This is a genomic window from Streptomyces sp. NBC_01217 (genome assembly GCF_035994185.1).
Lineage (GTDB): Bacteria > Actinomycetota > Actinomycetes > Streptomycetales > Streptomycetaceae > Streptomyces.
This window is the reverse complement of sequence record NZ_CP108538.1, coordinates 2,762,715-2,784,880: the sequence shown is the minus strand read 5'-3', so window position 1 is coordinate 2,784,880 and position 22,166 is coordinate 2,762,715. Positions and strand designations below refer to the sequence as shown.

The following is a 22,166-nucleotide window of genomic DNA, read 5'->3' as shown; positions in this document are numbered from 1 at the left end:
GCCCGTGAGGGGCCGTGCGGAGCCGCGGAGGGCCGAAGGGGTGCCGGGACGACATACATCGCTCCGGCACCCCTTCGGCGTGGATCGCCGCCTGACCAGCATCCGCCCGACGGCCCCGGTCCGCCACTCGAACGGCTCAGGGGGCAGGCGTTCCAAGGGCCCAGGCGGCGACGGACAGTGTGGCCATGGACACCACCGTCGAGGCGACCACGGAGTTGCGGGCCACGCGGGTGTCCAGGCCGTACTGCTGGGCGTAGACGAAGGCGTTCTGAGCGGTCGGCAGCGCGGAGCAGAGCACGACGGCCAGCAACTGGTGGTCCGGCAGACGCAGCAGCGCGCCGCCGACGACGAAGGCGATCAGGGGCTGGACCAGTGTCTTGAGCACGACGGCCACCACGACCTCCGCGCGCTGCGTGTGCTGCGTGTGCTGCGTGCGCGCCGGGCGTTCCGCGGGTTGATCGTCGGCCGTCGGGCGGCCGTTCAGGGACAGGCCCAGCGTGATCAGGGCCGTCGGCACGGCGGCGGCGCCGAGCAGGTCGCAGGAATGGGCGAGCGCGTGCGGCAGCCGCAGTCCGAGCGCGGAGACGACGACACCCAGCAGCGAGGCCATGATGATGGGGTTGCGGACGGGCATGGTCAGCATCCGCCGGACCACGAGGCCCTTTCCGGAACCCTTCCCCGTGCCCGTCCCCGTGTCCAGCAGCGTCAGGATCACCGGGGAGACCAACAGCACCTGGAACAGGATGATCTGGGCGACGAACGACGCGTCGCCGAGCACCTGGACCGCCACCGGTATCCCTAGGTTGGCGGAGTTGACGTAGCCGGACGCCATGCTGCCGATCGCCCGGTCGGCCGTGCCCCGGCCGAAGAACCGGCCGGCCGCCACGAAGCCGAGTCCGCAGACCAGCGCCGTACCCGCGGCGAAGGCCACCATCGAGGGGTTGGTGAAGGCGTCGAGCCGTGCCCCGGAGACCATGGTGAACAGGGCGGCGGGCATGGCCACATGGAAGACGAACCGGCCGAGTACCGCTTCCGCGTGTTCGCCGAGGAGACCGCTGCGGCCGACCGCGTAACCGATGGCTGTGAGCGTCCAGATGGGGGCGAAAGCGGAGAGCAGGGCGTGCATTCCCGCCATGATCCTCGTGCCGTTGTGCGCTTCCCGCGCTGGGGTTCGAGGTCCGTGCGGGTACGGACGGCGGGGGCCGGGGCGTGAGGGGGAGGCCCCCGCCGTCCGAGGCTGCCGGAAGCGGTCAGCTGCCGGAAGCGGTCACCTGGAGCTGCTTGATCCCGTTGAGCCAGGCCGAGCGCAGCCGACGCGGGGCGCCGGTCAGCCGCAGATCCGGCAGCACATCGGCGATCGCGTTGAAGATCAGGTCGATCTCCATCACGGCAAGGGACTTGCCGAGGCAGAAGTGCGGACCGCCGCCGCCGAAGCCGAGGTGGGGGTTGGGATCGCGGGTGATGTCGAAGCTCTCCGGGTTCTCGAAGACCTCGGGGTCGTTGTTGGCCGAGGAGTAGAACAGCCCGACCCTGTCGCCCTTCTTGATCTGCTGCCCGCCCAGCTCCAGGTCCTCGGTGGCGGTCCGCTGGAAGGAGACGACGGGGGTGGCCCAGCGGACGATCTCCTCGGCGGTCGTGTCGGGCCGCTCGCTCTTGTAGAGCTCCCACTGATCGGGGTGGGTGAGGAAGGCGTGCATGCCGTGGCTGATGGCGTTACGGGTGGTCTCGTTCCCGGCGACGGCGAGCAGGATCACGAAGAAGCCGAACTCGTCGGAGGAGAGGTTCCCCTCGCCCTCTGCGGCGACCAGCTGGGAGACGATGTCCTTGGCCGGACACTCCTTGCGGGCGGCCGCCAGATTCATCGAGTACGAGACGATCTCCATGGCCGCCTCGGTGCCGACCTCCTCGGTGATCGCGTACTCCGGATCGTCGTACGCGGCCATCTTGTTGGACCAGTCGAAGATCCTGGACCGGTCCTCCTGCGGTACGCCGATGAGTTCGGCGATGGCCTGGAGCGGCAGTTCGACGGCGATGTTGGTGACGAAGTCGAACGAACCGTCGTCACCCGCGGCGGCGAGAGCGGTCTCCACGATCAGGCGGGCGCGGCCGCGAAGGGCCTGTTCCAGGGAGCGTATCGCCCGTGGTGTGAAGCCCCGCTGGACGATCTGGCGGACCCGGGTGTGCTCGGGCGGGTCCATGTTCAGCATGATCAGCTTCTGGACCTCGATCTGGTCGCGGCTGATCGACTTGTTGAACCGGATGACCGCGGTGTTGGTGTTCGAGGAGAAGAGTTCGGGGTGGGTGGAGACGTACTTGACGTCCGCGTGCCGGGTGACGACCCAGTAGCCCGCGTCGTCGAAACCGGAGATACCGGCCGGCTGGGTGCACCACCAGACCGGCGCGCTCTGCCGCATCTGCGCGAACTCCGGGTGCGGGACGCGGGCCTGTAGCAGGTCGGGGTCGGTGAAGTCGAACCCTTCGGGCAGATGGGGGCAGGGCATCGGCAACTCCAGGTCGGGCCGAGAGTCGCCCGAGCAATGTCTGACGACCCATCAGAAGTTGCCCGAAAGGTAGTAACGAGTTCTACAACTCGCAAGAGGGGTGGCCCGATCTGTTGCGTGAAGAGTGGGTGAGGCAGGTATGAAGCGGGCGCAAGGTGCGTGCAAGGCCCTTGCGTACCGGGGGTAAGCCTCATAAGACTGCTGTAGAACTAGAACGCGTACTAGTTCTGCCCGCGGGCGCCGGGACGCCCCTGCGGAAGTGCGAGGAGAGGACGAGCTCATGGCCGCGGAACCCGTCATCGTCGAAGCCGTACGCACCCCCATCGGCAAGCGCGGAGGCGCGCTCGCCAATCTGCATCCCGCCTATCTGCTGGGCGAGACCTATCGAGAACTCCTGGGCCGCACCGGTATCCACGCCGACTGCGTCGAACAGATCGTCGGCGGCACGGTCACCCACGCCGGCGAACAGTCCATGAACCCGGCCCGCAACGCCTGGCTCACCGTGGGCCTTCCGTACGAGACCGCCGCCACCACCGTGGACTGCCAGTGCGGCTCCTCGCAGCAGGCCTCCCACATGGTCGCCAACATGGTGGCGGCCGGAGTCATCGACATCGGCATCAGCTGCGGTGTCGAGGCCATGTCGCGGGTGCCGCTGGGCAGCGGCTCCAAGCACGGACCGGGCAAGCCCTGGCCCGACGAGTGGAACGTCGACCTGCCCAATCAGTTCGAGGCCGCCGAGCGCATCGCCCGCAATCGCGGACTCACGAGGCAGAACGCCGACTCGCTCGGGCTGATCTCGCAGGAGCGGGCCGCCGTCGCCTGGGCCGAGGAACGCTTCAAACGCGAGACGTACGCGGTCCAGGTGCCCACCACCGAGGACGAGCAGGCGGCCGGGCAGGGCATGTGGCGTCTGGTCGACCGGGACGAAGGGCTGCGGGACACCACGATGGAGGGGCTCGCCCGGCTCAAGCCGGTCATGCCCACCGCCATCCACACCGCGGGCAACTCCTCGCAGATATCCGACGGCGCCTGCGCGATCATGTGGGCGTCCAAGCGGATGGCGCGCGCCCTCAAGCTCAGGCCGCGCGCCCGGATCGTCGCGCAGGCGCTGGTCGGCGCCGACCCGCACTTCCACCTCGACGGACCGATCGACGCGACCCGCGCGGTGCTCGGCAAGGCCGGGATGTCGCTCAAGGACATCGACATCGTCGAGATCAACGAGGCCTTCGCCTCGGTGGTGCTGAGCTGGACCCAGGTCTTCGAACAGGATCTGGAGAAGGTCAACGTCAACGGCGGAGCCATCGCGCTCGGCCACCCGGTGGGAGCCACCGGAGCCCGGCTGATCACCACGGCCCTGTACGAGCTGGAGCGCCGGGACAAGGAGTTCGCGCTGATCACGATGTGCGCGGGCGGAGCCCTCGCGACGGGCACGATCATCCAGCGGCTGTAGCGCGCCTAAGGGGTGCGCCCGCTCAGTACGGCACGTGCGTGGCGAACGCGGCGGTCGGGCCGAACAGCGTGGTGTACCCGTCCTCGTGCTGGCGGCGGTGGCGCCCGGACCGGCTCACCTCGGTGAGCGGGGTCGTGAGCGTGAGCAGCCCGTCGTTGGCGAGTTCCTGTACGCGCATCAGCAGCGCCCGTACCTCCAGGCCGAGTTCGGCGGCGACCGTCTGCACGTCGAGGCCGGACTCCCAGCTCCACAGCAGTACGGAATCCATGCTGGGCGACCAGACGACCGTGTTCTCCGTCTCGACGGGCGGCATCGCGGGAAAGGGCGGGGCCGAGACCGGAGGTGGCGCCACCGGTGGTACGTCCGGTGGTACGACGATCATCTCCTCGCGCGGGTGCGGCAGAGGAATCTCGGGTGCGCAAAGAGGCTCGGCAGCCGCTTCCCGTGCTGCCTGCGCGGGCCGGCTCAGGAGTTCCTCGGCGAGGGACCGTGCGTCACTGCGGCCCACCGTGCGTCGGGCCAATCGCACTTCACGCTCGTTCAGGCCCATCAGGTCCGCGATCGAGCCGTCGTCGCCGACCGTCACGGCGAAGGCCGCAAGCGTTCTGCTCCGCTCCGCCTGCGCCTCGTCGAGCAACGCCTGTGCCTGGCGCATGCGTTCATCGCTCGCGCAGAACGCTTCCGCCAGCACGGAGTTCCTGTCCCAGAATTCTCGAGGTTCCACGTAGGAGACAACGCTCCGACGGCTGACGGGAACGGACAGCCAGGCAGAATGCGCCCAAATGGAGCAATGAGTAATCAAGACGGCCAAGTTGCTTGAATCCATCCCGGAGCGCGGCGAAGGCCCCGACCGGTGGGTCGGGGCCTTCGTATGAGCCTGCGGGGTGCCGCCGGCTCAGTACCAGTGGTTGGTCTGCCAGAACGACCAGGCGGCGCACGGGCTGCCGTAGCGGGAGTTCATGTAGTCCATGCCCCACTTGATCTGGGTCGAGGGATTGGTCCGCCAGTCGGAGCCGGCCGAGGCCATCTTCGAGCCGGGCAGGGCCTGGACGAGGCCGTAGGCGCCGGACGAGGCGTTGGTCGCGCTGGGGTTCCAGCCGCTCTCGTGCTGGACGATGTTGCTGAAGCACTGGTACTGCGCGGCGTTGCCGATCATCGACTTCGCCGTGTCCTGCGCGCTCGCCGCGACGCCGGTCGGCGCGGTGGCCGGTGCGGCCATGGCCGGGGTGACGCCGAGGCCCAGGCCGGTGGCGCCGAGGAGTACGGCGGTACCGGCGACGACGGACTTGCGGCGGGCGGTGCGGGGCAGGGCGAGGATGCTGCGGGCGAACGACACAGGCGTCCTAACGTTCGGGAACAGGGCTGTCGCGTACCGGTCCGGATCGTGCGGTGCTGCGGGTGGACCGGTCTCGTCCGACCGCGGTCCGATGTGCTGGACCGGGCGGTGCTCGGCGACGTGCTCCAGTGTTAGCGGCGCCGTTCGGCCGTGGCAACGACCCCTGGTACGAGCCCGCCTCGCACCCGGAGTCGAAAGTCCCGTACTGCCTGAGTCGCCCCAAATGCGTCATGGCAGGTCAAGGGGGATACCGGATGGTCTGTACGGGGGCCGGGCGGCTACTACCCCGGGCCGTGGAGGACCAAGGGCCTGTGGGAGTCCTCACTCGCCGGGGGCGTCGAATGTGACCTGGGCCTCGAAGGCGGCGCGGCGCGTGGCCCGGCGCAGTGCCTTCAGCAGCGTCGCGCCGACGGTCAGGGTCAGCACCAGGGTGAGCGCGGCCCGGCCCAGGTCCCAGCCGAGCGACGTGGCCGTGCAGTAGGCCAGGAAGCGCACCAGGTTCTCCGCCAGGGGATCACCCGCGTGGAACGAGATCCCCGAGCCGGCCGGGGGCACCACCGTCCATCCGTACAGGTTCATCACCGTGCCGTACGCGAAGGACGCCACGAACCCGTACACCGCGAGCATCAGCAGCTCGGCCCGCCCGCGCAGCCGGTCCGGGCCCGGCAGCAGGCCCGCGCCCATCGCGAACCAGCCCATCGACAGCATCTGGAACGGCATCCACGGCCCCACCCCACCGGTGAGCAGCGCGGACGCGAACATCGTCACCGAGCCGAGCACGAAGCCGAAGCCCGGTCCGAGCACCCGGCCGCTCAGCACCATCAGGAAGAACATCGGCTCCAGGCCCGCCGTGCCCGCCCCCAGCGGACGCAGCGCGGCGCCGACCGCGGCCAGCACGCCCAGCATCGCCACCGCCTTCGCGTCGAGACCGGAGTCCCCGATCATCGCGACGACCACACCCACCAGCAGCGGCAGCAGCGCGGCGAACAGCCACGGCGCATCCTCGGAGTGCGCCAGACCGGAGTCCGCACCGGCCAGCAGCGGCCAGCCGAACGCGACCACACCGATCGCACTGATGAGGACGAGCGCGGCGATCGCACGCGGCCCGAGGCGCACCGGCCGTGTCCGGCGCCCGACCGTGCCCCTTGCGCTCATGACGCGGCTCCCAGCGCGCCGCGCACCTGCGTCACGGTCAGCCACTCCTGCGGGGCGAGGATCTTCGCGGTCTGCGGGGCGAACGCCGGGGAGGAGACCACCACCTGCCGGGTCTCCCCGTCCGCGACGACCTCCCCGTCGGCGAGGATCACCACCCGGTGCGCCAGCTCGGCGGCGAGCTCCACGTCGTGCGTGGCCAGGACGATCGCATGACCCTCGGCCGCGAGGCCGCGGAGCACCCCGACCAGCCGGGCCTTCGCCGCGTAGTCCAGGCCACGGGTCGGCTCGTCCAGAAGCAGCAACGGGGGCCTCGCGGTGAGCACGACGGCCAGCGCGAGCGCGAGCCGCTGGCCCTCGGAGAGATCACGGGGATGGGTGTCGTCCGGTACGCCGGGCAGCAGCTCGGAGACCAGGGCCCGGCAGCTGCCCGCGGCGGCGCCCGCGTCGGCGTCGGCCGCGGCGCACTCGGCGGCGACGGTGTCCGCGTACAGCAGATCTCGTGGTTCCTGCGGTACGAGCCCGACCCGGCGCACCATCTCGCGCGGCTGCGTACGGTGCGGGATCCGGCCGCCGACGAGGACGGTGCCCGCGGTGGGCTCGACCATGCCGACGAGCGTGGCCAGCAGAGTGGACTTGCCCGCCCCGTTGCGTCCCATCAGGGCGACGGTCTCACCGGGGGAGACGGTGAGCGTCACCCGGCGCAGCGCGTCGACACGCCCACGCCGTACGCCGAGACGTTCGACCCGGACCGTGACATCGACGACCGGCGCGGGAGCCGCGGCGGCGGTCCGCGCGCCCCGGCCCAGCAGCCGGGCGAGGGCGCCGCGCCGTACGGGAGCGGCGGGCAGCGGTGTCACGGCCGCCCCGGCCGTTTCGGCCGGTATGGGCGACGGAGCGGCGGGCGGCCGTGCCTGCGCCAGCCGCTCGCGCAGGTCCGCCGCCCGGCGCCGCGCGTCGCGGACCGAGAGCGGCAGCGGCTCCCACCCCGCCAGCCGGCCCAGCGCGACGACCGGCGGATGGACCGGGGAGACGGCCATGACGTCCGCGGGCGCGCCCATGACCGGGGCGGCGCCCGGCGACGGCAGCAGGACGACCTGGTCCGCGTACTGCACCACCCGTTCGAGCCGGTGCTCCGCCATCAGGACCGTCGTACCCAGGTCGTGCACCAGCCGCTGCAGCACCGCGAGGACCTCCTCGGCCGCCGCCGGGTCCAGTGCGGACGTCGGCTCGTCGAGGACCAGGACCTTCGGATGCGGGGTGAGGACGGAGCCGATCGCGACCCGCTGCTGCTGTCCGCCGGAGAGCGTGGCGATCGGCCGGTCGCGCAGACCCGCCAGACCCAGCAGATCGAGGGTCTCCTCGACCCGCCGCCGCATCACATCGGGGGCGAGACCCAGCGACTCCATCCCGTACGCCAGCTCGTCCTCGACGGTGTCGGTGACGAAGTGGGAGAGCGGGTCCTGGCCCACCGTGCCGACCAGATCGGCGAGTTCGCGCGGTTTGTGGGTGCGGGTGTCGCGCCCGTCGACCGTCACCCGGCCGCTCAGCGTGCCGCCGGTGAAGTGCGGCACGAGACCGGACACGGCGCCCAGCAATGTCGACTTGCCGACCCCGGACGGGCCGACGAGCAGCACCAACTCGCCCTCCGGGACGGTCAGATCGACCCCGGAGAGGGTGGGGTGCTGCGCCCCCTCGTACCGCACCGAGACCTGCTCGAACCGGATCACTGGCTCTCCTTGGAACGCGGGGAACGCGGGGCGCCCACCGTGGGCGGCACGGGCGCCACCACCGCGGGCAGCAGCCCGGTCAGCACCGCGGCCGCGGGCCACAGCGGAAGCACCGGCGTGACCAGCGGGACGACCCCGGGGCGCAGCGCCTCCGCGTCGACACCGCCCGCCCAGATCATCGCCACGGCCACCGCGACCCCCGAACCCGTCACCAGCCAGGCCCGCACACCCCACCGGTCGGGCCGGTAGCGGGTACGGACCGAGCGGGCCCCGCCGAGCCGCAGCCCGGCCATCGCGGCGACGAGCCCGGCGATCAGCAGCGGCAGCCCGTACACCGCACCCTGCGCGGCCAGCAGACCGTACGTACCCGCGCACACCCCGAGCAGCCCGCCGAGCGTGAGGACGTTCGTGGTGTGCCGGACGGCGGGCGGGACCTGAGCCGTACGCCCGTATCCGCGCGCGTCCATCGAGGCCGCCACCGCGACCGACCGTTCCAACGCGCCCTCCAGGACCGGCAGTCCGATCTGGAGGACCGCCTTGATGCCGCCGGTCGGACGGCCCCGCAGCCGACGCGCGGTGCGCAGTCGCACCACATCGGCGACCATGTTCGGCGCGAACGTCATCGCGACGACGACGGCGACCCCCGCCTCGTACAGCGCACCCGGCAGCGACTTCAGCAGCCGGGCCGGGTTGGCCAGCGAGTTCGCCGCACCGACGCAGATCAGCAGGGCGGCCAGCTTCGCGCCGTCGTACAGCGCGAAGACCAGCTGCTCGGCGGTGACCCGGCCACCGATCCTGACGCCCTTCGCCCAGTCGGGCAGCGGGACTTCGGGAAGCGTGAACACCGCGTGCGTCCCCGGGATCGGCGAACCGAGGAAGACGGAGAAGACCAGCCGCACACCGATGACGAACAGCCCGATCTTGATGAACGCCCCGTACGAACGGGCCCACGGCGCGTCCGTACGGCGTGCCGCGACCACATAGCCGGCCACCCCCACCAGCAGCCCGAGCAGCAGCGGATTGGTGGTCCGGGACGCGGCGGTGGCCAGACCCAGTGCCCACAGCCACCAGGCCCCGGCGGGCAGGGCGTTGCTCCGGGTCGCCCCGGGGGCGCGCAGCGGGCGGTGCAGCCGGGCCGGGCCGGTGGTCGGGGCGGTCATCGGCGGCGGCGGGCCTGCACGACTGCGGCTGTGCCGAGGAGGAGTACGGCGCCGACCCCGACGAGCACCCCGGCGGACGGGCCGCCACCGGAGCCGCCCGAGGACGCAGAGGCGGAAGCGGAAGCAGAGGCGGGCGCGGAGGCGGCAGGTGTCCCGTGTCCGTCGTTCGAAATCTGTTCGCCGCAGCCCGAGTTCGGATAGCCGGATATGGCGCACAGCAGCGCGTCGCTGCTGTAGCGCAGCGGCTTGGCCACCGAGGCGAGCGCCTGCGCGGTGCTCGCGTCCGGGGCGACCCGCGCGCACGCCGTGCGCAGTGCGGGCGGTGTCTCTCCGGCAGGGGCGTCCGACGCCGTGCCCGGGTCGATGACCAGCGCGATCCGCTTGGTGCCGTCCTTCGCCGGGGTGTCCGCGCAGATCTGCGCGAAGCCGGGGGAGCGGCGCGGCGTCGCCGAGTCCTGGGAGTCCTCGCTCACCGAGAACCGGAAGCCCTGCACCGTGCCGTCGTCCGGCCGGACCAGGGACGGGCCCTGGGTGGCGTACGTCCAGCCGGTGCCGGAGCCCTCCCAGAACGACCAGTACCGGTAGCCGGCCGCCTGGGCCGTCCCCGCGCCCAGCACGGCCAGGACGGCGCCCAGGACCATCAGCAGGGCGGTGGCTCTTCCCGCACGCCTCACAGCTGCTGGTTCTTCCGGCGGCCGCTGATCAGGAAACCGGCGCCCGCACCGACGACCAGGCCGATGCCGACGTACCACCACACGCCGCCGATGACGTCGTCGCCGCTGTGGACCTGATCCTTCTCCGTGGCCACGTATCCGGTGTCGGTGGACGGGTCTGGTGTCGTGATCGCCGCGGGGGCGGGACCGGTCGCGTTCAGCTTGTCGACCAGGTCGACGCCGCCGAAGTCGCGGGCGTCGGCGCCGGTCGCGTGCGCGGCCAGGACCAGCTGCGCGTAGGCGGCGGGGCCGTTCTGCTCGGCCCAGGACCCGGAGTTCTTCTTCAGCCAGGCCACGGCCGGGGCCGCCTTGTCCTGGTGCCCCGCGGCGGACAGCGCGACGACCGCGTCCGCGGTGTTGCCGAAGTCGGGCTGCGGGGCGGAGTCCTCGGCGCCGGGCATCGGAGCCAGGTCCAGATGGCCGGTGGCGGCGAGGGCGCCGGAGAGGAAGTGGGCGCCGTTCTGGGCGGCCTGCTCCGGCGTGGGAGCGGACCCTGGACGGCAGCTGGGCGCCTTGCCCGCGGCGTTGTTCCCGACGGCCAGGGCCTTGCCCATCGCGCCGAGCACGGCGGCCGCGGTGGCGTCCGCGTTGGCGGTGAGTTTCCCGGCCTTGTCGGGCTGGTAGGCGAAGGCGCCGCCGTCCTTGCCGCCGCACGGGATCGCGAGTGCGAGCAGCGGGGTGTAGGGGGTCTTGCCGCCGGGCGTCGTGATGTCTCCGAGCCGCTGCCCCTGCCGGGCGAGGGCGCCGATCACCAGGGAGGTGGAGTTGGCGTCACTGGGCGCGCCCGCGGTGTAGCCCCAGCCGCCGTCCTCGTTCTGTACGGACTTCAGCCAGCGCACCGAGTTGTTCACGATGTCCCGGTGCCCGCCCACCTCGACGAGCGCCTGGGTGGCGGCCGCGGTGGCATTGGTGTCCAGCACCGTCTTCGCGTCGCACGGCACGGAGACATCGGGCCGGTACGCGGCGTAGGCGCCGTCGGCGCACTGCTGGGCGATCAGCCAGTCCACCGACTTCGTGGCGGGCGTCACGCCCTCGACCCGCTGGGCCAGGAAGGCCAGCGACTGCCGCCAGACACCGTCGTACGTGGGGTCCTTCGTGCCGTACAGCCCGGAAGGCAGCGCGACGGACGGCGAGGGCGTCGGGGACGGCGCCGCCACCGCGACCGGGGCAGCGGCCGCACAGAGCACGGTGGCGGTGGCGGCGAGCGTTGCTGCGCTGCGGCGTACGGTCATGGCGGGCGGTGCCTCTCCTGTGGGAGGAACCGGGCACAGGCACGCTTGCGCACCAGGCTCCGGCTCCGTATTCCTCGACGGTGCCGACCACCGGGGTTCCGGTGGTGCGAGCCGGTCACGACCGCGGACAGGGCATTCCGACTCACCGTCTCCTACGACGGTTCACGGCTGCGTGGTCAGTGCCGGATTTGCACCGGCTTCCCCCTGAACGGGCATGATGACGACTGGCACACTCTACCGGGACGCGGATTCCCCGGACCGGGGTGGGCGGGAGAGGCCTGGCAGGCGGGGCAGCGGATCAGCTCCTGATGACCGCCAGTGCCTCGTCGCGGACCCTGGCCATGGTGGCCCCGTCCCGGGCCTCGACGTTCAGGCGCAGCAGCGGCTCGGTGTTGGAGGGGCGGACGTTGAACCACCAGTCGGCCGCCGTGACGGTCAGGCCGTCGAGCTCGTCGAGGGTGACTCCCTCACGGCCCGCGTAGGCGTCCGCGAGCACGGCGAGGCGCCCGGCCCGGTCGGCGACCGTGGAGTTGATCTCGCCGGAGGCGGCATAACGGTCGTACCCCGCGACCAGCGCGGACAGCGGACCGTCCTGCCCGCCGAGGGCCGCCAGCACATGCAGGGCGGCCAGCATCCCGGTGTCGGCGTTCCAGAAGTCCTGGAAGTAGTAGTGCGCGGAGTGCTCGCCGCCGAAGATCGCCCCGGACCTGGCCATCTCCGCCTTGATGAAGGAGTGCCCCACCCGCGTACGCACCGGGGTGCCGCCGTGCTCACGTACCACCTCCGGCACCGTCCACGAGGTGATCAGATTGTGGATGATCACCCCCGAGTTGCCGTGGCGGGCCAGTTCCCGGGCCGCCACCAGAGCGGTGATCGCCGACGGCGGGACCGGATCGCCGTGCTCGTCGACGACGAAACAGCGGTCCGCGTCCCCGTCGAAGGCGATACCGAGGTCGGCGCCCTCGTCCCGCACCCGCTGCCGGAGGTCGACGATGTTGGCCGGGTCCAGGGGGTTCGCCTCGTGGTGGGGGAAGGTCCCGTCCAGCTCGAAGTACATCGGTACGAGATCCAGCGGGAGGTCCGCGAAGACCGTGGGCACGGTGTGCCCGCCCATCCCGTTGCCCGCGTCCACCACCACCTTCAGCGGCCGGATCTTCGTCACGTCCACCAGGGACAGCAGATGGGCGGCGTAGTCCCGCAGGGTCTCGCGCTCGCCGACCGCGCCCGGCACCGCGACCGGCTCCGGCGCGCCCGACTCCTGCCAGGCCTCCACCAGCTCACGGATCCGCGACAGACCGGTGTCCTGGCCCACCGGCGCCGCGCCCGCGCGGCACATCTTGATGCCGTTGTACCGGGCCGGGTTGTGCGAGGCCGTGAACATCGCCCCCGGCAGATCCAGCGCCCCCGACGCGTAGTACAGCTGGTCGGTCGAGCACAGCCCGATCAGCGTCACCGCCGCGCCACGGTTCGACGCACCCCGCGCGAAGGCGGCTGCGAGCCCCGGCGACGAGGGCCGCATGTCATGCCCGATCACGATCGCCTCCGCGCCCACGACCTGCACGAACGCAGCCCCGAACAGCGCGGCCAGCGACTCGTCCCACTGGTCGGGAACAACCCCTCGTACGTCGTACGCCTTGACGAGCTGTGACAGATCAGCCATGGGAATGACCGCTTTCTTCCTTGGTGGAGAGCCAGACGGCGGCGTCCGGCGGGAGGGTGCGTCCGGACAACGGGGCGCTGCTCAGTACGGGGCGGCCGGGCAGGCCGAGGGCGTCGAGCGACAGCGGACCGGGTCCGAGGTTCACCACGCACCCCAACTCGCCCCGCCGGAAGGCGAGAACGCGGTCACCGGGAGCGGAGTACCAGCGCAGGGCCGCGTGCGCGCCGGCCGGGTGCTCGCGGCGCAGACGCAGCGCGGCGCGGTAGAGGGCGAGGGTGGAGTGCGGGTCGGCGAGCTGGGCCGCCACCGTGTGGCCGGCCCAGCCCTCCGGCTGGGGAAGCCAGCAGTCGTCCGGGGCGGCGGTGGTGAAGCCGTAGGGTGGCCGGCTGCCGGACCAGGGGACCGGGGCGCGGGCGCCGTCGCGTCCCCGGTCGGTGTGACCGGAGCGTTCCCACAGCGGATCGCGTATGCGGTCGTCGGGAATGGCGGCCTGGGGCAGGGCGAGTTCCTCACCCTGGTAGAGGTAGACGGCTCCGGGGAGGGCCAGCATCAGCAGGGCGGCGGAGCGGGCCCGCAGCTCGGAGCCGTAACGGGTGACGGGGCGTACCGCGTCATGACTGGAGAGGACCCAGGTGACGGGCGCGCCCACGGACGCGGTGGCCGCGATCGACTCGTCGATGACCTCGCGCAGCACCTTCGCCTCCCAAGGCGCCTCCAGGAACGCGAAGTTGAAGGCCTGCTGCATCTCGTCCCCGCGTACGTACCGGGCGAGGCGCTCCGGTGCGAAGACGGCCGACTCGGCCACCAGTACACGGTCCGCCGGGGCGACGGCGCCCGGCGGGGCCGGGTGGGTGCTGAGAAGGGCGCGCCACTCGCGGTAGAGGGGGTGCAGTTCCTCCTGGTCGTAGTACGGCATGAGGTGGTTGCGCAGGGGGTTCTGGTGCTGGCCGGGGCCCGCGTCGGGCAGGCCCTCGGCCTTGAACAGGGCATGGGCCACGTCCACGCGGAAGCCGTCCACGCCCTGGTCCAGCCAGAACCGCAGCACGTCGGCGAAGTCCGAACGCACCTGAGGATTGCGCCAGTTGAGGTCCGGCTGTTCGGGGGCGTGCAGATGGAGGTACCAGTCGCCGTCGGCGGTACGGGTCCAGGCCGGGCCCCCGAACGCCGACTGCCAGTCGTTCGGGGGCGACACGCCGTCCGGCCCCTGCCCGCGGCGGAACAGATAGCGGTCGCGGGCCGCGCAGCCCGGTCCCCCCGACAGCGCCTCCCGGAACCACGGGTGCGCGTCGGAGGTGTGGTTGGGGACCAGGTCGACGATGACCTTCAGGCCGAGCCCGTGGGCCCGCCGGGTGAGCGCGCCGAAGTCGTCGAGCGTGCCGAGGTCCGGCGCGATGCCCGTGTGGTCGGCGATGTCGTAGCCGCCGTCGGCCAGGGGAGAGGGATAGCAGGGGGTGATCCATACGGCGTCGGCGCCCAGGTCCCCGATGTGACCGAGGCGTTCGGTCACGCCGGGGAGGTCCCCGGTCCCGTCGCCGTTCGAGTCGGCGAAGGACCGGGGGTAGACCTCGTAACAGACGGCGTCCCGCCACCAGGTCATGCGCCGCTTCCTTCGGCGAGGGCGCAGGCAGGCCCCTGGAGAGGGGCGGGCCGCGCGGGAATTGTGACCCGCTGCTGTGTGCCGGTCCCGGCCGCGAGCGTCGCCGCCCGGGCCACGGCCACGGCGGTCAGTCCCGAGTGGGCATCCGCGACCGGCGCGCCGCCGCCGCGGGCGCTGTGCAGCAGATCGGCGACGGCGGCCCGCACGCTCTGCGCGTACACATACGGCTTGCGCATCTCGCCGCCGAGGTCGATCACGGCCTCGACGCGGTGCGGGACCGTGCGTTCCACACCCCGGCCGCGGGCGGGCCGGGTATCGCCCGCATCGCGGTGCACGGTGACCGTGATGCGCTCGCCGCCGTGCGGCCGGGCTCCCGGAACGTTCAGCAACTCGCCGAATCGGCCCGGGAGTTGCTCCCAGCGCTCGGCCTCCTGATCGCCGACCCAGGCCGTGATGGTGGCGTACGTCGGGATCCACCCGGTGATACGGGTCTCGGCGAAGCCGTGGTCCAGGCGCATCAGCTGGCGTTCGCAGCGGTGGGCGTGGGTGAAGGAGTGCAGATGGGTGGCGAGCACTCCGCCCGGGTGCACGGCGTCCGCGATCACCATGTCGACGGGTCCGCCCGGACGGCGTACCGCCGTCGCGCGGACCGATTCGGGCTCGCTGCCCAGCAGTGCACGGGCCGCGTCGAAGAAGTGGACGCCGTGCTCGACGAAGATGCCGCCGCTGTGCTCCGGGTCCCAGAACCAGTGGTCGGGGCCGAGGTCCTGGTCGGCCGCGTCGTTCTCGAACAGGAAGCGGCGCGGCGCATCCAACAGCCCCTCGGCGATGAGCCGTTGTACAACGCGCAGCACCGGGTTGTAGCGCAGGACATGGTCGACGACGAGCGTGCCGGCCGAGCGGTCCGCCTCGTCGCGCACCCGGGCGGCGTCCTCGGTGGTGGTGGCGAGCGGCTTCTCGCAGAAGACGTGCCTGCCCGCGCGCAGGGCGGCGACGGCCATCTCCGCATGGGTGGCCGGCGGGGTGGCGAGAGCGACGATGTCCACGCCCTCGGCGTCGAGCAGGGCGTCGAGCCCGTCCAGGGCGACGACACCGTGACGGTCGCCGAGCGGCTTCGCGCGCGAGGGCTCGGGATCGGCGACGGCGGCGATGTGCAGACCGGGCAGGCCGGCCACGGCGTCCAGGACGTACGCCCCGAACGATCCGCAGCCGACCAGCCCGAGGCCGAGGGACGGCACCGTCACGAGGTGCGCTCCAGCAGGGCGACCCCGATGTGGGCGTCGGCCATGCCGTAGAAGACGTACAGCTTGCCGTCGACCTCCTCGATGGCCGTGGGGAAGACGACGTTCGGGACGGTGCCGGAGCGCTCCTCCTCCGTCTCGGGTGCCATCAGCGGCTGGTCGGAGCGTGCGATGACCCTCGACGGGTCGGCCGGGTCGAGGATCATCGCCCCGGCGGCGTAGGACACCTTCTGGTTCTGCACGAAGGGGTCCTCGATCGAGCCGGAGACGCCGTGGTGGATGAGCAGCCAGCCCTCCTCGACACGGATCGGCGCCGGGCCTCCGCCGATCTTCAGGGCCTCCCAGGAGTACTCGGAGAGGGCCACCAGACGGTGCTGACGCGGGCGGGTGAGGGCGCGGATGTCCTGCTCCACCTCGGCGACCGGGACGTACGAGATCCAGATTCCGGGCCGCTCGTCGGTCACTCCCGCCGGGAGGTGGACGCCCTCGCCGGGGCGGAACCAGCCGAGGTCCCACATGGGGCGGTGCAGCATCGCGTACGCCATCTCGCCGTCCGGGCCCGGGACCGGCTCGGGGAAGTGGACGACGTCCTTGTTCGGGAAGAGGTTCAGATCGGTGTCGAGGTCCGGCTGGTAGGCGAACTGGACCGGGCCGAGACGCGTCCAGTCCGTGAGGTTGTCGGAGACGGCGAGCGCCGGCTTGGGACCGAGCGGGCCGTAGGCGACGTACGACATGACGTGCTTGCCGAGGGAGGGGATCCAGGTGACGCGGGGGTCCTCGACACCGGCGTTGTTCTTGCCGCGCTCCCAGCCCTCGTCGGGGGCGAGCACCACGCCGCGGCGCTCGACGCCGGAGGGGACACCGTCGGTGAAGGTGACTTCGGCGAGACCGACGCGGGAGACGTTGCCGTCGGCGACCAGGCGCGGCAGCAGGTGCAGCGTGCCGTCGGGGGTGCGGCCGGAGGCCGGGTTGAGGACGCCCTCGACCTCGTCGGCCTCACCGGGCAGCGGTGACATCACGACGCCCTTGCGGACCAGTCGGAAGGGGATGTGCGTGGGGGTGGAGGTGCTCATGCGGGGTTCAGCCCTTTGTTCCGGAGTCGATGTCGGTGGAGGTGAAGTGGCGCTGGAAGAGGAGGAACAGGGCCACGGCGGGGGCGGCCAGCACACAGGCACCGGCCATCAGCGCGCCGGTCGGATTGGAGACCGTGCCCTGGAGGTTGGAGAGGAAGCCGGCCAGGGAGACGGCCAGCGGCTGCATGTCGGCGTTCTTGGTGACCAGGAAGGGCCAGAGGAATTCGTTCCACGGACCGATGAAGGTCAGCAGGACGCCGCTCAGCAGCGCGGGCCGGGCCATGGGGACGGCGATCCGCGTGAGGATCGTCAGTTCGCCCGCTCCGTCGATGCGGGCCGCCTCGAAGAGCGAGGCGGGCATCTGGAGGAAGAACTGGCGGAAGAGGAAGACCGCGGTCGAGTTGATCGCGAACGGCAGGATCATGCCGAGGTAGTTGTCGCCGAGGCCGTAGTCGCGGACGACCAGGACGTACAGCGGCAGCATCAGCAGTTGGAACGGGATCATCTGGACCAGCAGCAGGGTGGCGAAGACGGTGCCGCGGCCGCGGAAGTGCAGCTGGGCGAGGGCGTATCCGGTGAGCAGCCCGAAGACCAGGGTGCACAGAAGTACGCCGCCGGTCATGATGCCCGAGTTCAGCAGTGAACGGCCCAGCGAGATGGCGCCGTTGATCGCCGCGTAGTTTCCGCCGGTGACGTCGGCGGGGACGGCGGAGGAGAGGGCGCCGGTGGTGGTGGCCCGGAGCGACCCGACCACCATGTAGTAGAAGGGGAAGAGGAAGGCGAGGGCACCGGCCAGGAGGACCAGGAGCCGGACCCTGCGGCCCAGCCGGTTGTGCGCCCGCGGGGGCGTGGTGGCGGCAGTTGTGCTCATGGTGTCAGTTGCCCCTCTCGGTGAGCCTGCGGGCGAGCAGGGAGACGGCGAGCACGAAGGCCACCAGTACGACGCCGAGCGCGGCGGCGAAGTCGGGGTGCCCCTGCTCGATGCCCTTCTGGTACATGAGCAGCACCGGGGAGGCGGAGGCATGGTCGGGGCCGCCCCCGCCGGTCAGCAGATAGGGCTCGCTGAAGAGGTTCGCGCCGGTGATGACCGCGTAGATGACGACCAGGGTGGTCGCGGGGCGGACACCCGGCACGGTGACGGAGAAGAACTGGCGGATGCGGCCCGCCCCGTCGACGGACGCGGCCTCGTACAGCTCCCTGCCGACGTTCTGCAGTGCGGCGAGGTACAGCATCACGAAGAAGCCGAGCTGCTTCCAGGTGACGAAGAAGGCGATCACCGGCATCGCGAGCGTCGAGTTGACCAGCCAGGACGGATCGGGGGCGAGGTCGCCCAGCAGGTTGTTGACCAGTCCGCTGCCGCCGAACAGGAACTGCCAGACCGCGACCAGGGCCACGCTCGCGGTGACGTACGGAACGTAGTAGGCGGCCCGGAAGAAGGACCGGAACGGCAGCTTGGCATTGAGCGCCGAGGCGAGGACCAGGGATAGGCCCACGGTCAGCGGCACATTGATGACCAGGAAGACCAGGATGTTGAGGAAGGCCTGGCCCACCACCGGATCCGTGAACACCGCCCGGTAGTTGTCCAGTCCCACCCAGGGGGTGTCGGCGTCGGCGCCGGGGGCGGTGAAGTAGAAGCGGTGGAAGGAGATCCACACCGTGTAGACGAGGGGAACCGCGAAGACGGCGAGTACGAACACCACGTAAGGGGTGACGAAGAGCGCGCCTATGCGCGAAGTGCCGCGCCGGGCGGGGGCCTTGGCTTGGAGAAGGTTCATGGCGGGCCTCAGTACTCGGCGAGGATCTTGGTGATCCTGACGTCGGCATCGTGCAGGGCGGCTGCGGTGGACTGACGGCCGAAGATCACCGATCGCGTCCAGGCGTCGCGGAACGCCTGCCACATGTCGATCGATCCGGGCACGTTGGGGACCTCGACGACGCGCTCCGCCTGGTCGGCGAAGGCCTTGTAGGACGGGTTCTCGGCGAAGAAGCCGGGATACGTGGAGACCAGGTGCTCGCGCATCGGCATCTGGCCGGTGACGGCGAGGAACCTGCCGTCCTGTTCCTTCGACGTGGCGAACTTCAGCACGTCCCAGGCGGTGGCCCGGTTCTTGCAGGAGCTGTACATCCCGATGGACTTCTCGTCGCCGAAGGTGTGGATCTCGCTCGCGGGCCTGCCGTCGGAGGTCGGGACCGGGACGACTCCCCAGTCCAGGCTGTCCTTGTAGGCCGCGACGGCCCAGGGGCCGACCGTCGACATCGCGGTCTTCTGCTCACCGAGCGCGTCGCCCGGGTAGGACTCCTGCGGGGCGAGCTTCTCCGCGTACATCTGCCGCCAGAAGGCGGCCACCCGGCGGCCCGCCGCCGTGTCGAACTGCGGCTTGCCGTCCTCGACCAGCTGCTTGCCGCCGCTCTCGGCGATGAAGGCCGGGTAGAAGTCGAACCAGGACTGGAAGAACTCACTGCTCGGCGCGGGCCAGATCGCGGCCTCGGCGGCGCCGCTCCTGACGATCTTCCGGGAGGTCTCCAGGAATTCGTCGTACGTGGTGAGCCGGGGGTGCTCCGGGTCGAGCCCGGCCTTCTTGAAGATCTTCTTGTTGTAGAGGATCATCCCCGGATTGCTCTTCCACGGCATCTGGTAGTACGAGCCGTCCGCGGAGCGGTACTGGGCGGCCAGCGGACCGGTGCGCCCCTCGATGTACTTCGCGCCGTCGGGGAAGTCGCTCAGCGGGACCAGTCCGGCCTGCTTCTCGAACTGCGGGACGGCCGCGGGTGAGGTGTTGAACACCAGACAGGCGGTGCTGCCTGCGATGATCGAGGCGCTGATCGCCTCCTCGGAGGTCTTGCCCGCCGGAATGCTCTGCGCTGTGATCCTCTGATCGGGGTGCTGCCGGTTCCAGTCGGCGACCATCTTTTCGCCCCACTCGACCTCTTGGGCGTTGTTGGACAGCCAGACGGTGATCGGTCCGCGCGATGCGGCGGCGGTGACCGCATCGGGCCCCGACCGGGCGCAGGCCGTTGCCGTGGCCGACAACGCGAGTACGAGCAGCGCGTAGGCCGTTCTCCTCAGCATGAGTGTCTCCGAACTCTGCGCGCCCGGCTTCGTTGCCGGGCGGATACCCCGCCACTTCTCGGGCGGCCCGCTCGCGACTAGTACTCCAGCCGTAGATCGTGATCTTCATGTCTGATTCGCGGCTTGTCGTCGGTAATGGCTGGCTTGGGCTCGGGCCTGGTGGCGGCGTCGCCAGGCGGACCAGGCGAGCCGGTGGGCTACCTCGCGCACGGGCCGGACGACCAAGGTGATGAACAGTCGCTGGATCTCGTTGCAGGTGAGCGGGATAAGTCCGTCAGGTGCGGGGCGCCGGGCGTGTTCGTCGGCGCGGACAACGGCGAGGAAGGCGTGAGCGAGCATGGCCAGGGTGACCCAGCGGGACCAGGAGGTGTAGCGGCGGACTTGGTGCTCGTCGAGTCCGGCCAGGCCCTTTCCGGACTGGAAGGTCTCCTCCACCCGCCACCTTGATCCAGCGACGCGGACCAGGGTGTTCAGGGGCGCCGGGTCGGGTGAGAAGCAGCGGTAGTAGGCGAGTTCACCGGTGGTGCGGTTGCGGCGGATCAGCAGCTGGCGGCTGCCGGGGCGGGGTTCGGCCAGGTCGATGACGACCCAGTCGTAGAAGCGGTGTCCCTTGGCGCCGGCCCCTGCCGACAGCTTCTGCCAGGCCCGCTTCGGCACCCTCGCGGCCAAGGCATCCGCGCGGAACCTCCCGGCACCGGTGGTGACTTCGTGAGAGCAAGCGACCGCAAGCACGTAGCCGGTGCCGCGCTCTTCAAGCGCGGACCGCAGCTTCGGGTTGCCGCCGTAGACCTCGTCCCCCGCGACCCAGCCCACGCGGTGCCCGGCGTCGAGGAACCGGTCGATCATGCGGGCGGCCAGCTCCGGCTTGGTCGCGAAGACGGTGTCCTCGCCCAGGCCAGCGGCCCGGCAGCGGTCCGGATCCGCAGTCCAAGAGCGCGGGATGTACAGCTCACGGTCCACCGCCGCGTGCCCGCGGCGGCCCGCATAGACGAGGTAGACCGCGACCTGCGCGTTTTCGATTCTCCCGGCAGTGCCGGTGTACTGGCGCTGGACACCGACGGTGTGCGTGCCCTTCTTCACGTCCCCGGTCTCGTCGACCACCAGCACCGCATCCTCATCGTGCAGATGATCCAGCACGTACTCACGCACGTCATCACGTACGCGGTCGGCATCCCACCTGGCCCGGCCGAGCAAGTGCTGCATGCCGTCTGGACTCGCCTCCCCGGCCCACTCGGCGATCGACCAGCAGTTCTTGCGCGGCAGGTCCGACAGCAGCCCCAGCACCAAGTCCCGTACCCGGAGCCGGGGTTCAACCCGAGCAAACCGGCCCGCTATCCGGCCCATCAGGGCCTCGAACGTCTCCTGCCAGCGGGCAGGGTCTACGCTGTGGCTCGCGGCCACCGCACTATCTTGAAGAGTCCACACACCTCACCAAGATCACGCGGTGGCTGTCCTGTTCCCGCGACGAACGACGAGAGCACGGAGTCCTGCTGGTACTGGGGCCCTAAACCCGATGGATCCCGAGCCGAAGATTGCCGGACACCGGCAATGTGCAGAGGTCCGCCGCGCATGCATGCTGATGTCTGCCAACAGAAACGGGGACGTCAGTGGAAGCAACCACAGCCCGCAGCGTGGCGCGTGCACGCATGGGATCGGGTCTGGTAGTGACGGTCCTCCTGCTGCCCTTCGGCGGCTACGGGTTGGCCAGGGCGGGGATAGTCCCCGACGGCGCACCGATCGTGCTCGGCCTGCTGTCCGCGATCGCCGGCTTCATCCTCCTGACCGCAATGTGCGAGGAGAAAGCACCGTTCCGGCACTCATCGTCGCACCTGACTGCGCACACCCTGACCGGCGAACGGTCCGTCGACCTCAACCGGATCACCACCGTCCGGCTGCTGACGACCTTCTCGTACGGCAGCGTGTACCGGACCTTGTTGGTGCGCGACGCCCACGGTGTGCGCCTGGGTATCACGACCGAGAGAAGCCGCAGGAAGCTGCGCCGAGCGATCGAGAAGGCAGACGCGAACGCCGCGCGAGGTGTCCCCAGGCCCCGTGTGAGCCGTGCGGCCCGGGCACATCTGGGCCTTGCCCCAGGGCGAGGGCTCGTCGGCCACACGGTTCTCGCCTTTCTGCTTCTGACGGTGTCCGGGAGCCTGTACGTGGTTGCTGTACTCCGACTCGGCGGGCAGTAAGCCTTCCCCGTAATGACTGATGAGGCCGCCACAGCCACTACCACGACGACCTAACTCCT

Annotated in this window: 19 protein-coding genes and 1 riboswitch; of the genes, 2 read left to right on the top strand and 17 right to left on the bottom strand. The window is 71.0% G+C overall.

Annotated elements, in window-relative coordinates; genetic code table 11:
- Positions 1-136: 136 nt before the first annotated feature.
- Entirely contained in the window at positions 137-1,135 is a 999-nt protein-coding gene (locus OG507_RS12110) for an AEC family transporter (RefSeq protein WP_327367193.1), read from the bottom strand.
- Between the two features lie 115 nt (positions 1,136-1,250).
- Complete coding sequence (locus tag OG507_RS12105) at positions 1,251-2,501, bottom strand: cytochrome P450 (protein ID WP_327367192.1); 1,251 nt, start codon at positions 2,499-2,501, stop codon at positions 1,251-1,253.
- A 280-nt stretch (positions 2,502-2,781) separates the two neighbouring features.
- Here OG507_RS12105 and OG507_RS12100 point away from each other — a divergent pair, with 280 nt between their 5' ends.
- Complete coding sequence (locus OG507_RS12100; RefSeq protein WP_327367191.1) at positions 2,782-3,951, top strand: steroid 3-ketoacyl-CoA thiolase; 1,170 nt, start codon at positions 2,782-2,784, stop codon at positions 3,949-3,951.
- A 22-nt stretch (positions 3,952-3,973) separates the two neighbouring features.
- On the opposite strand, the gene OG507_RS12095 is transcribed toward OG507_RS12100, so the two are convergent.
- The 15 genes from OG507_RS12095 to OG507_RS12025 all read right to left on the bottom strand — a co-directional run bounded on the left by OG507_RS12095 (position 3,974) and on the right by OG507_RS12025 (position 21,259).
- Positions 3,974-4,642, bottom strand: coding sequence for a hypothetical protein (locus tag OG507_RS12095; RefSeq protein WP_327367190.1), 669 nt, complete (start codon positions 4,640-4,642; stop codon positions 3,974-3,976).
- Between the two features lie 204 nt (positions 4,643-4,846).
- Positions 4,847-5,287, bottom strand: a complete 441-nt coding sequence (locus OG507_RS12090) for a transglycosylase SLT domain-containing protein (protein WP_327367189.1) — start codon at positions 5,285-5,287, stop codon at positions 4,847-4,849.
- Positions 5,288-5,608: 321 nt separating this feature from the next.
- On the bottom strand, positions 5,609-6,442 hold the full coding sequence (locus OG507_RS12085; protein ID WP_327367188.1) for an ECF transporter S component: 834 nt from the start codon (positions 6,440-6,442) through the stop codon (positions 5,609-5,611).
- Positions 6,439-8,169, bottom strand: coding sequence for an ABC transporter ATP-binding protein (locus OG507_RS12080; protein WP_327367187.1), 1,731 nt, complete (start codon positions 8,167-8,169; stop codon positions 6,439-6,441). The genes OG507_RS12085 and OG507_RS12080 overlap by 4 nt, the downstream gene beginning before the upstream one ends.
- Entirely contained in the window at positions 8,166-9,329 is a 1,164-nt protein-coding gene (locus tag OG507_RS12075; RefSeq protein ID WP_327367186.1) for an energy-coupling factor transporter transmembrane component T, read from the bottom strand. Before OG507_RS12075 ends, OG507_RS12080 begins: the two co-directional genes overlap by 4 nt.
- A complete protein-coding gene (locus tag OG507_RS12070; RefSeq protein WP_442810966.1) occupies positions 9,326-10,003 on the bottom strand; it encodes an SCO2322 family protein in 678 nt (225 codons plus the stop codon). The genes OG507_RS12075 and OG507_RS12070 overlap by 4 nt, the downstream gene beginning before the upstream one ends.
- Entirely contained in the window at positions 10,000-11,274 is a 1,275-nt protein-coding gene (locus tag OG507_RS12065; protein ID WP_327367185.1) for a prenyltransferase/squalene oxidase repeat-containing protein, read from the bottom strand. Before OG507_RS12065 ends, OG507_RS12070 begins: the two co-directional genes overlap by 4 nt.
- 130 nt (positions 11,275-11,404) lie before the next feature.
- Positions 11,405-11,478: riboswitch (cobalamin riboswitch) on the bottom strand.
- Positions 11,479-11,572: 94 nt separating this feature from the next.
- The gene (locus tag OG507_RS12060; protein ID WP_327367184.1) at positions 11,573-12,934 is read right to left on the bottom strand and encodes a phosphomannomutase/phosphoglucomutase; all 1,362 of its coding nucleotides are present in this window, start codon (positions 12,932-12,934) and stop codon (positions 11,573-11,575) included.
- Entirely contained in the window at positions 12,927-14,531 is a 1,605-nt protein-coding gene (locus OG507_RS12055; RefSeq protein ID WP_327367183.1) for a glycoside hydrolase family 13 protein, read from the bottom strand. Before OG507_RS12055 ends, OG507_RS12060 begins: the two co-directional genes overlap by 8 nt.
- On the bottom strand, positions 14,528-15,775 hold the full coding sequence (locus OG507_RS12050) for a Gfo/Idh/MocA family protein (protein WP_327367182.1): 1,248 nt from the start codon (positions 15,773-15,775) through the stop codon (positions 14,528-14,530). Before OG507_RS12050 ends, OG507_RS12055 begins: the two co-directional genes overlap by 4 nt.
- The gene (locus tag OG507_RS12045; RefSeq protein ID WP_327367181.1) at positions 15,772-16,845 is read right to left on the bottom strand and encodes a glycoside hydrolase family 130 protein; all 1,074 of its coding nucleotides are present in this window, start codon (positions 16,843-16,845) and stop codon (positions 15,772-15,774) included. Before OG507_RS12045 ends, OG507_RS12050 begins: the two co-directional genes overlap by 4 nt.
- Before the next feature lie 7 nt (positions 16,846-16,852).
- Positions 16,853-17,716 (bottom strand): carbohydrate ABC transporter permease, encoded by an 864-nt coding sequence (locus OG507_RS12040; RefSeq protein WP_327367180.1) that lies wholly within the window; start codon positions 17,714-17,716, stop codon positions 16,853-16,855.
- A 4-nt stretch (positions 17,717-17,720) separates the two neighbouring features.
- On the bottom strand, positions 17,721-18,620 hold the full coding sequence (locus OG507_RS12035; protein WP_327367179.1) for a carbohydrate ABC transporter permease: 900 nt from the start codon (positions 18,618-18,620) through the stop codon (positions 17,721-17,723).
- Between the two features lie 8 nt (positions 18,621-18,628).
- Entirely contained in the window at positions 18,629-19,915 is a 1,287-nt protein-coding gene (locus OG507_RS12030; RefSeq protein ID WP_327367178.1) for an extracellular solute-binding protein, read from the bottom strand.
- A gap of 105 nt (positions 19,916-20,020) precedes the next feature.
- Positions 20,021-21,259 carry an IS701 family transposase gene (locus OG507_RS12025; protein ID WP_327371945.1) on the bottom strand — a complete coding sequence of 413 codons (1,239 nt, stop codon included), beginning with the start codon at positions 21,257-21,259 and terminating at the stop codon, positions 20,021-20,023.
- 287 nt (positions 21,260-21,546) lie between these two features.
- Here OG507_RS12025 and OG507_RS12020 point away from each other — a divergent pair, with 287 nt between their 5' ends.
- Positions 21,547-22,107 (top strand): hypothetical protein, encoded by a 561-nt coding sequence (locus OG507_RS12020; protein WP_327367177.1) that lies wholly within the window; start codon positions 21,547-21,549, stop codon positions 22,105-22,107.
- The last annotated feature ends 59 nt before the right edge of the window (positions 22,108-22,166 follow it).